The organism is Grimontia celer (genome assembly GCF_900055185.1).
In the GTDB taxonomy this organism is placed as follows: Bacteria; Pseudomonadota; Gammaproteobacteria; order Enterobacterales; family Vibrionaceae; genus Enterovibrio; species Enterovibrio celer.
Genome location: NZ_FIZX01000001.1, coordinates 1,860,706 through 1,871,956, shown reverse-complemented (window position 1 = coordinate 1,871,956; position 11,251 = coordinate 1,860,706). Strand labels below are relative to the sequence as shown.

General features: G+C 43.1%; 9 protein-coding genes and 1 pseudogene. 5 read left to right on the top strand and 5 right to left on the bottom strand.

The window, feature by feature from the left end:
* Window positions 1-108 precede the first annotated feature (108 nt).
* Window positions 109-828 carry a GntR family transcriptional regulator gene (locus tag GCE9029_RS08215; RefSeq protein ID WP_197475332.1) on the top strand — a complete coding sequence of 240 codons (720 nt, stop codon included), beginning with the start codon at window positions 109-111 and terminating at the stop codon, window positions 826-828.
* A 67-nt stretch (window positions 829-895) separates the two neighbouring features.
* On the opposite strand, the gene ppsA is transcribed toward GCE9029_RS08215, so the two are convergent.
* Window positions 896-3,271, bottom strand: coding sequence for a phosphoenolpyruvate synthase (gene ppsA / locus GCE9029_RS08210; RefSeq protein ID WP_002542628.1), 2,376 nt, complete (start codon window positions 3,269-3,271; stop codon window positions 896-898).
* A 169-nt stretch (window positions 3,272-3,440) separates the two neighbouring features.
* Between ppsA and ppsR the strand changes: the two genes are divergently transcribed.
* Together ppsR and GCE9029_RS08200 are read left to right on the top strand one after the other, a co-directional pair.
* Window positions 3,441-4,277, top strand: coding sequence for a posphoenolpyruvate synthetase regulatory kinase/phosphorylase PpsR (ppsR, locus tag GCE9029_RS08205; RefSeq protein ID WP_082804303.1), 837 nt, complete (start codon window positions 3,441-3,443; stop codon window positions 4,275-4,277).
* A 67-nt stretch (window positions 4,278-4,344) separates the two neighbouring features.
* Window positions 4,345-5,244, top strand: a complete 900-nt coding sequence (locus GCE9029_RS08200) for a LysR family transcriptional regulator (protein ID WP_062662485.1) — start codon at window positions 4,345-4,347, stop codon at window positions 5,242-5,244.
* A 73-nt stretch (window positions 5,245-5,317) separates the two neighbouring features.
* Here the strand turns inward: GCE9029_RS08200 and GCE9029_RS25830 are convergent, their stop codons facing one another.
* From GCE9029_RS25830 to GCE9029_RS08185, 3 genes are read right to left on the bottom strand one after another with little or no spacing between them, the layout of a single operon-like run.
* Entirely contained in the window at window positions 5,318-5,941 is a 624-nt protein-coding gene (locus GCE9029_RS25830) for a class I SAM-dependent methyltransferase (protein WP_062662482.1), read from the bottom strand.
* Complete coding sequence (locus tag GCE9029_RS08190; RefSeq protein WP_062662480.1) at window positions 5,919-6,965, bottom strand: glycosyltransferase; 1,047 nt, start codon at window positions 6,963-6,965, stop codon at window positions 5,919-5,921. Before GCE9029_RS08190 ends, GCE9029_RS25830 begins: the two co-directional genes overlap by 23 nt.
* Window positions 6,962-8,473 carry a hypothetical protein gene (locus tag GCE9029_RS08185; RefSeq protein WP_062662478.1) on the bottom strand — a complete coding sequence of 504 codons (1,512 nt, stop codon included), beginning with the start codon at window positions 8,471-8,473 and terminating at the stop codon, window positions 6,962-6,964. The genes GCE9029_RS08190 and GCE9029_RS08185 overlap by 4 nt, the downstream gene beginning before the upstream one ends.
* Window positions 8,474-8,738: 265 nt before the next feature.
* Between GCE9029_RS08185 and GCE9029_RS08180 the strand changes: the two are divergent.
* Both GCE9029_RS08180 and GCE9029_RS08175 read left to right on the top strand, forming a co-directional pair.
* Window positions 8,739-9,092: pseudogene (locus GCE9029_RS08180) on the top strand (LysR substrate-binding domain-containing protein); the annotation flags it as partial.
* Window positions 9,093-9,142: 50 nt separating this feature from the next.
* Complete coding sequence (locus GCE9029_RS08175; RefSeq protein WP_062662476.1) at window positions 9,143-10,207, top strand: helix-turn-helix domain-containing protein; 1,065 nt, start codon at window positions 9,143-9,145, stop codon at window positions 10,205-10,207.
* A 12-nt stretch (window positions 10,208-10,219) separates the two neighbouring features.
* Here GCE9029_RS08175 and GCE9029_RS08170 read toward each other — a convergent pair whose 3' ends face one another.
* A complete protein-coding gene (locus GCE9029_RS08170) occupies window positions 10,220-11,233 on the bottom strand; it encodes an alpha/beta hydrolase family protein (RefSeq protein ID WP_062662474.1) in 1,014 nt (337 codons plus the stop codon).
* Between the last annotated feature and the right edge of the window lie 18 nt (window positions 11,234-11,251).

Here is an 11,251-nt window from a genome sequence, read left to right as displayed (position 1 = left end):
GGTCTTCTTGTATGGAAAAACCGATTGGTATGATACATTTACCATCAATAAATGGTGCGAATCATCGAATTTCACTAAATGATATTGCCTGAATTTCAAGAGAGCTTTATGGCCAGATTGCCAATGTATCGCCAGATTGCTGATGCCATCCGAGAGAAAATCAGTGCGGGTGAATACAAAGTAGGGGAAGCATTACCAACTGAGGCACAGCTTCGGGAAACCTACTCAGTGAGCCGCGTAACGGTTAGACAAGCGATTAAACTGCTGGTGGAAAGTGGAGAGCTGGAAAGCAAGCAGGGTAGTGGCACCTACGTTAAAGAAAACAAAGTTAATTACGATATCTACCACCAAAGCAGCTTTGCTGAAAAATGGTCTCACCTGGATTCAGTGATCCGCAGTGACGTGCTGGCTTTCGAAGTGACCTCAGCGTCTTTGACCATGGCAGAGAACCTTAACATTGCTGAAGGTGATAAGGTGTTTTACGTTAAACGTGTCCGATATGTAGATGAAGCACCAATAACGGTTGAAGAAACTTGGCTGCCGACTGAAATGTTCCCTGATCTGAGTTATCAGGTCATGCAGGGCTCCAAGTACGACTTTATCGAAAACACCAAAGGTATGGTGATTGACCGCAGTGAACAGGAAATTATTCCGGTTTTGCCACCCAAGGAAATAGCGGAGCTTTTGGTGATTGACCCAAACCAGCCCATCATCGAAAAGCGCACCCGTGGTCACCTTCTTGATGATACTGTGTTCGAGTACAGCCGAAACTACTTTAAGTCGACCGACTACAAATTCACGCTGGTGGCGAAACGACACAGCCCCTAGGCGCACTAAATAAAAACGCCTGCAGTGTTCTCACACTGCAGGCGTTTACATTCATTAAATGGATGAATCAGGACTTGTTAGCAACTTTTCCCAGTTTCATCCAGGTATCAACCACGGTATCCGGGTTGAGGGAAACAGAGCTGATACCCTGATCCATCAGCCATTGTGCCAAGTCATCGTGATCCGAAGGACCCTGACCACAGATACCGACGTATTTACCTGCTTTAGTGGCTGCATCAATCGCCATCTTCAGCATGGCTTTCACTGCTGGGTTGCGCTCATCAAACAGATGCGCGACATCACCGGAGTCACGGTCAAGGCCTAGCGTCAACTGGGTCATGTCGTTTGAACCAATCGAGAAGCCATCAAAGTACTTCAGGAAGTCTTCCGCCAATACCGCATTGGACGGCAGCTCACACATCATGATGACTTTCAGACCCTGCTCACCGCGGCGCAGGTTGTGCTTCGCCAAAAGGTCATTCACTTCTGCCGCTTCACCTGTGGTACGAACGAACGGGATCATGATTTCAACGTTCTTCAGACCCATTTCGTCACGCACGCGCTTGATCGCCTGAGTTTCTAACTCGAAGCAATCTTCAAACACTGGCGAGATGTAACGTGAAGCACCGCGGAAGCCCAACATTGGATTTTCTTCATGGGGCTCGAACTCGCTACCGCCAATCAGGTTGCTGTATTCGTTCGATTTGAAGTCTGACATACGCACAATGACGCGCTTCGGCCAGAAAGCGGCACCAATGGTCGCGATCCCTTCGGTCAGTTTGCTGACGTAGAAATCGACTGGATCTTTATAGCCGCGAATGCGCTCATTGATGGTTGCTTTCAGCTCGTCGCTTTGTGCGTCAAAGTTCAGCAGGGCTTTAGGGTGAATACCAATCATCTTGTTGATGATGAATTCGAGACGGGCAAGACCGACACCTTCGTTCGGAATTTGGGCGAAATCGAACGCACGGTCCGGGTTACCCACGTTCATCATCACTTTGGTTGGCAGCATTGGCAGTTCGTCTACCGCAGTTTGGCTGACCGCAAAGTCGAGTTTACCTTCGTAAACGTAACCGGTTTCACCTTCTGCACAAGAGATAGTCACTTCTGCACCATCACTCAGTTTGCTGGTGGCGTCGCCACAACCTACGATGGCTGGAATGCCAAGTTCACGGGCGATAATTGCCGCGTGACAGGTACGGCCGCCGCGGTTGGTGACAATCGCAGAGGCTTTCTTCATCACCGGTTCCCAATCAGGGTCAGTCATGTCAGTGACCAGCACATCGCCGTCCTGCACCAGTGACATTTCATCCAGTGATTTCACGATACGAACACTACCGTTGCCGATACGCTGACCGATAGCACGGCCCTCCACCAAGACACCTGCTTTGGCGCTCAATTCGTAGCGCTCAATCACGTTGCCTTGCTTCTGAGAGCAAACCGTTTCAGGACGCGCCTGAACGATATACAGCTTGCCATCGATGCCGTCTTTGGCCCACTCAATGTCCATTGGACGCTTGTAGTGCTTCTCGATGATCATCGCTTGCTTGGCAAGCTCTGCGATTTCATCATCATTTAGCGAGAACTGGCTTTGCTCTTCTGCTGAGGTGTCGATGATTTCAACCTGCTTACCAATCACCTGGCTGTCGGCATAAATCATCTTTATCAGCTTGGAGCCAAAAGTACGTTTTACTACTGCAGGGTGACCGGCTTCCAGCAGTGGTTTATGCACGTAGAACTCATCAGGGTTCACCGCACCTTGCACCACCATTTCACCAAGACCCCATGAGGAGGTGATAAACACGACCTGATCGAAGCCTGATTCAGTATCCAGCGTAAACATCACGCCTGATGAGGCTTTGTCTGAACGCACCATGCGCTGGATGCCTGCAGACAGAGAGATACCGCGGTGATCAAAGCCTTGATGCACACGGTAAGAAATCGCGCGGTCATTAAACAGTGAGGCAAATACGTGCTTGGTTGCCTCAAGCACGGCATCAATGCCTTTGACGTTCAGGAAGGTTTCTTGCTGACCTGCAAAGGATGCATCTGGCAAATCCTCTGCAGTTGCAGATGAACGCACAGCAACGGAAAGCTCCGAATTTCCATCAACCAGCGTCTCGTAATTGTTTCGGATATCCTGCTCTAAATCAGCAGGGAAGGGGGCGTCCAGTACCCATTGTCGAATTTGGGAACCGGCTTTGCGTAGGGCTTCAACATCTTCAATATCCAGTTCATCGAGCACTTGGTGAATGCGATCATCCAGCCCTTCGTAATCAAGAAACTGGTTAAACGCAAACGAAGTGGTCGCAAACCCATTCGGGACAGAAACGCCAACATTGGCGAGGTTGGAAACCATTTCGCCAAGAGAAGCGTTTTTGCCGCCGACCTTGTCAACATCATCCATGGACAGGGTATCGAACCAGAGGGTGTTCTTTTGCATGTCTTTCTCCAGAAACTATGCAGTTTTTGTATTGGGTTTTGGGCGGTGAACCTTAAGTTTGGGCTAAAAAACGCTATGGGTTTCAAAAGCTGAGCAAACGTTAATGGCTGACCATTTGTTGTTATTGTTATGTTTGTATCCTAATAAAATTTTGCGAGCAGATTAACCTTTGAAGCACACAGAAATTCAAACCCGAGACGTCTTTTATGTCTCGGACGGGACAGCCATCACATGCGAGACATTAGGGCATGTTGTTTTGGGTCAGTTTTCCTTTGTCCCAAACGAGAAAACCTTCCCTTTTGTCGAGTCTGAAGACAAAGTGGCGGATTTGGTCAAACAGATCCAACAATCCCACGATAAACATGGGGTAAAACCGTTGGTTTTCTTCTCCATGGTCGTTCCTGCAATGCGTGATCATCTGCTTCAGGCACCAGCATTTTTCTACGATGTGTTGGAAAGTATCGTCCAGCGTGTGGCAGAAGACACTCAAATCGAGCCTAAGCCAAAACTTCAACGTTCTCGAAGTGTCAGCAAAGATTCAGACACCTACTTTGATCGCATTTCGGCGATTGAATACACCTTGGCGCATGATGACGGCATTTCTTTAAAAGACCTGGATAAAGCAGACATTATTTTGCTGGGTGTTTCGCGCAGCGGTAAAACCCCGACCAGCCTCTACATGGCGATGCAATTCGGCCTTCGCGTGGTGAACTATCCGTTTATCGCGGAAGACATGAAAATGCTGCGTTTATTGCCTGAATTCGAGTTCCAACGTCACAAGTTGTTTGGGTTGACGATAGAGCCAGAGCGCCTGACCCAGATCCGTCAGAACCGCCTCTCGGGAAGTGAATATGCCAGCAGCGAGCAGTGTGAACAGGAGATCGCAACGATTGAATCGCTGTTTCGTCGTGAAGCGATTCCTTATATCAACACCACCTCATTGTCGGTTGAAGAAATCTCCACCCGAGTACTGGAAAAAACAGGCCTGAAGCGTCGGTTGTTCTGATACAAGTTTACTTTCCCTGAGAAAAGGAAATAATGGTCTTTATTGTTTCTCAAAATGAGTAAATACCGTGCGCGCGGATGACTTAATTCTCTTTTCCCAAGTGGTGGAGTTGGGCAGCTTCAGTAAAGCTGCCGAGCAAAACGGCCTGACAAACTCCGTTGTCAGTAAACGTGTTGCGCGTTTAGAAGAAGAATTAGGCGTTCAGCTTCTCTACCGCACTACTCGCAAGCTCACACTGACAGAAGCGGGAAAAGCCCTCTTGCAGGGGGCGAAAAACGTCAAACAGGCTACCCAAGAAGCGGTTGATTCTGTCGTGGGGTTTGGCGAGAACATCAGTGGTCATATCAAAATGTCAGTGCCGACCATTTCTGGCGATTTGCTATTGGCAGATGCAGTAGCAGAGTTCTGTTACCAAAACCCTGGCCTGACGGTTGATATGTCGCTCGACAACAAATTCGTCGACTTGATTGAAGGTGGCTATGATCTGGTTATCCGTACGGGATACCTTGAAGATTCAAGCCTGATTGCCCGTCATTTCCTTGATTCCCAATGGGTGGTATGTGCCTCGCCGCAATACATTGCCCAACACGGAAAACCTGCCACACCGGAAGCATTGATCGACCACAATTGCCTGCAATACGCGTATCAAACAACCGGTGCTTCGGACTGGGAATTCAAAGCGAGTAAAGGTAACTACATCGTCAAAGTATCTGGTAGTTTTTCCACTGATAACGCCACCGCACTGCGAAAAGCTGCACTGGGCGGTTATGGCATTGCGTACGTGCCACGTTGTCTGGTTTATCACGATCTGTTGGAAGGAAGGCTGATTGATATTCTTCCTGAACAGGTAGGCAAGAAGCTCGGTATCTATGCCGTGTATCCGTTTACCCGCCAGCCACCGACCAAGGTCAAGATGCTTATCGAGCATATCCGCAGTCGGTACCTGGAAATGGTGAATTATTTCTAAAATGAGTTGCATACAGTTGCCATTAATAGCAAATATAGGCCGTTCGCATTATGGTATCTACAAATAGGCAAAGCTAAATTTTCTCGTAAAGCACATAGCCTTGAGTAAGAATTATTTTCCAGTTTATGCTCCTGTGAATCTCTTTACCATATAGTTTGCAAGTCCTAGTAACCTCCTCAAAATTGAGTGGTCTTTCGTCTGGGAATTTCCATGCACCTGTTATTTCAAGAATTTTCCTTGTAAGACAGTAGAGCCATGTTGGGTGAGGGAAGGTGATCAGGACGAAGCCTCCCGTCCTAACTTTTTTAAAGTGATATTCGATAGCTTTAGAGGTATCTGATTCATTAAAGTGCTCAATTAACCCGATACTTAAGCATATATCGAAGTTTTCAACTGAATTCTTGTTCAGTACTGAGTCTTTAACTACACCTGATTCACAAAGATGGTTACGCGCTTTAAATAGGCTCAAGCCTTTTTCACAGTTATCTACAACTTCATAATATGATGCTTTACTTTCTTGAATTATTTCATCAGCTACACAACTATCTCCACCACCTAGCTCGCAAATCCTAGGGTTATTTATCCCTTGTCGACGTATCAGATTGGATATCTTGTTCGAAGTAAAACCCCTAGTTATCTTGGTGATCTTATTGGTTCCTCGATTAGTGTAATATTTATCCCAGTCTGTTTCTTTCATTGTTTTTTTCCTTGAAAATAAATGCCTTTTGAACTAAAAAATTTATAATGAAAAGCAAAATGTTAACTGAAATATATACTAAGTTAGTACTCTCTGAATGAGGTTCCATTCTTTCCAGAACATAGGCAACAATTAAGCTATTCAAAATGATCAAAGTAACTAGCTTTATAAATGCGGAAAATTGTCTTCCTTTATAATTGAAAACAAAACTTCTTAACAATATATAATATAGCAAAGTCATTAAAAACCTCGTCAGATATACCGATATATCTGCGTCTTTGGTTTGACTAAATATTATTGCAAAAACTATTACGTCTAATATTGCAATTAAAACCCCAGATAGTACAGCTCTGAAAAGGACAAAGTATATAAGAAATGAATCTCTAATTTTATTGAAATGAGAGCTGGGGTTTCCTTCTTCATAGATTGTATCTATGTACAAAGGCGGCGCTATGATTTTTTTTCTCGCACATACATTTAAAACTTCTTGTTCTAGTTCATATCTGTTTGCTTTTATTTCTAGAATCATACTAAAGCATGAGTGAGGAATATATCTTAGTCCAGATTGTGTATCTTCTATATTAGTACTATGTATGAAATTAAATAACGTCCTAGTTAATAGGTTTCCAAATTTTGATCTTAGAGGAATGTCACCACTAAAACGTCTGGTGCCAATAATTAGCTTCTGACAATGATATTTTGAATACTGATATAGTCGTTTAACGTCATGAGCTTCATGCTGGCCGTCAGCATCGACGGTAATAACAAATTCATAATGGCTTTCAAGTGCAAATCTAATGCCCGTTTTTATTGCGGCGCCCTTCCCCATATTACTCTCATGAGTAAGAATTACTATATTAGGGAATCTCTCTCTTATGGTATTAAAAGTTTTTAGAGATACTTCCTTTTCTGAACCATCATTTACAATTACCATAGGTATACTAGAGGAAGAAAACTCTCCAGTTATTCCCTCTAGTAAGCTAATTAAACTTTCATTTGGTTCGTAGGCTGGAATCAGAATCATTGTTTTCTCTTGTATATAATCATATTTGTAAGTTCAGATGTTTTACTCTCATAAATAAAAGTATTTCCGTTATTATCAATTAGTGGAGTGTTTAAAGTAATGTTGACGCCACTTTCCTGCAAATATCCTAGTGATGTAATCTTGTTTTTGTGCTTATGGTGCCTAAAGGAGAAAATAATGAAATCAATCTTATTATTATGGTTGGATTTTGTGAAATCCTCTAAACTAGGCAGGTTATAAAATTTTCTTGATCTTATGCTGCTAAAAATATAGCTTGGGATATACCTATCGTTAGTTAATATTACTGGATTTTTAATGTCTTCATCAAGATGATCACTAATTGAATAAATTTCCTTTATGGCATTGTCATTGCCACTTCCAGATTTTATTGAATTGAAAAGATGAAGAGACAAAATACTAATGGTAATGATTGATAATAAAATGGTTATTTTTCTATTAAAGATCAAACTATTACTAAAAGAGAAATCAGAAATTATAAATCCAAATATAATTGGAATAAATGGATATAGGTATATAAAATATCTTGTGTTGGGATTTGCATTATAAACTAATGGCATGGCAATTATTGTTGCAAAGAACAATACAAAGTAAAATGCAATATAATATAATATGAATGATTTGGTTTCTCTGGATACTACACTTGAGAATAAGAAAGGGATAATTATAAGTGCAAATATCGAATACACTTTCATTATTAAAAGAAACTCAAATCCCAAAAGAAATGATTGCTTTATTTTGCTCGGGTCTATAGTTTTTACTGCATCTAGATAAAAACTGCTGTTTCCATTTGGTGTAGATATCAATAAATAGAAGAATGCTTGAAATATAAGTACTGTAACTAAAATAGAGAGCAAATATCTTAATCTTTCTTTCCATTTTTCGATTAAAATAACTTCCAAGAAAACCAACTGATACGTTTGGATTCTAATCAGTAAAGCCAAACCAGATGTGAGTCCAGCCTTAATTACTTTTTTATTAATGATGAAATAGATGGAGATCAACCAAAAAAACATCCCCCATGGACCAGTCAAAGGTCTTGTCATATTTTCACTAAATACCATGTTGTATGGTATTAATAACATTGACACCGTGATGATCAGAGCTAGGTTTTTATCTATCTTATGATTCAATATTTTAAATATGATAATATTGGAGAGTGTAAATATAGCCACAGTGAAAGCATAAAATAAATGTATAGAGGGGGTGCTATATAAACTTCCGCTTAATAATGCGGCTATTACCTGAAAAATTGCTGAAGGATAAACTAATTGTCCATCTCTATCAGAAAATGATAATTCAGTATAACTTTGTATATGAGGAGCAAGTCCTTGCTCCTCCAATAAAGCAATGCCTGCACTTATATACCTAGAAAGGTCATAACTGTCAACAATGCCAAAATAATTATAAATTATCGCTGTATATAATGTACAACAAATTATTATTGTAATTATTTGTATTGTTGTGCTAGTTTTTTTGCTTTCTTTCAATTTATATTCCAATTTATTTAAAGGATTTGAATGACTTTAACTCATAAATCAAAATTATAACCTTTGTTCTTTTTATGTTTAAAACACTTGATGCAAATTGTGTGATCTGTGGCATGCTATGTTGTATGTTTTTCTGTATCTTTCAGCTTGATATAATCCTAGATAATCAGGAAAATATCATAACTTAAATTTTATTTGAAAAAATATCATAGATACTTATTATGTCTGGTTAATTTTAAATTTCAACTTGCTGTTTTTTAATACATTAGTCGACCGCAGTTGCCTGCAATACGCGTATCAAACCACCGGGGCTTCGGACTGAGAATTCAAAGCCAGTAAAGGTAACTACATCGTCAAAGTGTCTGGCAGTTTTTCCACTGATAATGCCGCCGCACTTCGCAAAGCCGCGCTGGGCGGCTATGGCATAGCTTATGTGCCGCGCTGTTTGGTTTATCACGACCTGTTGGAAGGGACGCTGATTGATATTCTTCCTGAGCAAGTAGGCAAGAAGCTCGGCATCTATGCCGTGTATCCGTTTACCCGCCAACCTCCGACCAAGGTGAAGGCGTTGATCGAACATATCCGCAACCGGTATCTGGAAATTGCGCGTTACTTCTAAGTGACGAACGAATCCTTCTCATTATGACGAGCTCAATTTAAAGGACAAAAATGCTCTCTATCCCATTGCCATTTGTGGCGTCTTTGATGTTGATTTTCGGTGCGGCGATCATTTTCAATCGTTCACTCTACCAGTCAAAACATGCTTTCTGGTTTCTGGTCCTGTGTGCTGCTGCAACCGCGGTCGTAGGTTTGAGGTGGACGACGGATATTAGTTTCTTCCGCACAATTCAGCCCATGTTAGGCGTGTGCCTTCCTGTTGTGGCATGGTGGTGTTTCTCTCAAGCACACTCGAACAAGCCTCTCAGTAAAGTTCACTGGATTGGTCCTGGGTTGGTGGCATTGTCCTCTGTCAGTTATCCATATCTATGGTTGGGGCTGACAGATGTATTGCTGGTGATTTTGTACCTAATCTATGGTGTGTGGTTATTGTCTCTTTCTTTCAGCACAGCAGATAAGGTAAGACTCAGCGACACAAATCAGACAAGTTACTCCGAAAGAGTTGCGGGTGCACTTTTACTGTTTTCTGCATTCATTGATGGGGCAATCTCCTATGACTTTGTCGCGTTTGGTGCTGAGCACACAGGTTACATTCTCACGTTCAGCTATCTAATACTGATACCAGTTATGGGTATGCTGGTGGTGATTGTTGACGGAAGCGTGCCCTCCCAAGAGCAAATTCCCGAAGCAGACGTGTTTGAGGTGAATGATGCTGAACTGGCTATCGGTGACACAAATTCTGAAGTGGAGCTCGAACCTGAACCAATCACTGACGAGAATGATGAGGCGCAATCGGTTGTCGCGAAATTGGATGAGATGATGGCGCAAAGGGAGCTGTTTAAAGACCCGGATCTGACGTTAAATAAGCTGGCGAGGAAACTGGGTATTCCTGGGAGAAAAATCTCTTCATCGGTGAATCAGATTCGTGGTGAGAATATTTCCCGAGCAATCAACCGCTATCGGATTGAGCACGCCAAGTCTCTACTGAAAAGCAGCGACTTGGCGATCACTGAAATCTATCTTGAAGCGGGCTTTCAGACTAAATCCAACTTCAACCGAGAGTTTTTGCGGATCACCGAAAAAACGCCCAGCGAATTCCGAAGCGGCACCCTTTAATTCCCGTGTGAGTTACTCAAGGAACCAAAGGATATCCGCCAACATGTCGGCATGCAGTGCTTCACGCTGGGTGCCGAATCCATCCTTACAGATAATGCCATCGCCCTTGTACTCCTGTTCCAGCAAGTCGGTCGCGCCTGCCTTACATCGCTGCATGAAACTGAAATGGGTGGCTTGCTCATACACCTTGTAGTGTCTTGTCGATAAAGGTAAATGTTCAGCTAAATAGCCTGACTCCATAGCTTGAGGCAAATCGCCTATGTCGATGCCAGCAGCCAGAATGAGTGTCGGTATTAGTATTTCAGTCATACTCGGAACAGAAAATCCGCGAGCTAAACCCAAGTCCAAACTGACAACACGTTTGATGCGCGTGTCTTTGAGCGAAGTCGTTGCCGGCTCCTTTGGCTGAACCTTATCAAGCCCCAGCTCCTTTGCCAGTCCGCACGTTCTTGGATTGAAAATGAGCTGGCATTGTTTTTTCAATTCGTTTCTATCAATTTCAACGCCTGCCAACTGCATCACCGTCCATCCCCCCAAAGAGTGGCCGATAGCAGAAATGTTGTCCGTGTCCAAAGCTTGACTCCACTTTGAGTCAGCCAGCAGAAAGCTCAGCAAGCGGGAAATATCTCTTGGTCTTTGCCACCATTGCGCGGCTTGAGATGGAGATTGGTCAAAAGTTGTTGTACCGGGGTGATCAGTCGCGGCCACCACGTAACCACGTATAGCAAGCTTCGTCGCCAGCCAATTGAGATTTCGCCAGCTTCCACGATAGCCATGAGAGAGCAAAACAACAGGCGCTTTTCTGGCATCTAGCGTTGCTGCTTTGATCACTTCAGTACCAACAAAAGCTGGATTTTCGGCAATCACGGTTTTTGGTGACGTTTGAAATGTTGGGTACCAGATAGAAACATTCAGTGGTCTTGATGCGTCATCTTCAAGCGAGAATTGCTCAAACCCAACATTCGCTGCAAAGGCAGAATTTAGGACGAACGTGAACAAGATAACGAGTAAATTAATGGGTTTCACCTTGTGGCTCCTTAAACC

Bases quoted from the DNA above. Each gene is read 5' to 3' on its own strand.
- GCE9029_RS08215 (WP_197475332.1), top strand. From the start codon at position 109: ATGGCCAGATTGCCAATGTATCGCCAGATTGCTGATGCCATCCGAGAG.
- GCE9029_RS25830 (WP_062662482.1), bottom strand. From the start codon at position 5,941: ATGAAAGAAACAGACTGGGATAAATATTACACTAATCGAGGAACCAAT.
- GCE9029_RS08190 (WP_062662480.1), bottom strand. From the start codon at position 6,965: ATGATTCTGATTCCAGCCTACGAACCAAATGAAAGTTTAATTAGCTTA.
- ppsA (WP_002542628.1), bottom strand. From the start codon at position 3,271: ATGCAAAAGAACACCCTCTGGTTCGATACCCTGTCCATGGATGATGTT.
- GCE9029_RS08175 (WP_062662476.1), top strand. From the start codon at position 9,143: ATGCTCTCTATCCCATTGCCATTTGTGGCGTCTTTGATGTTGATTTTC.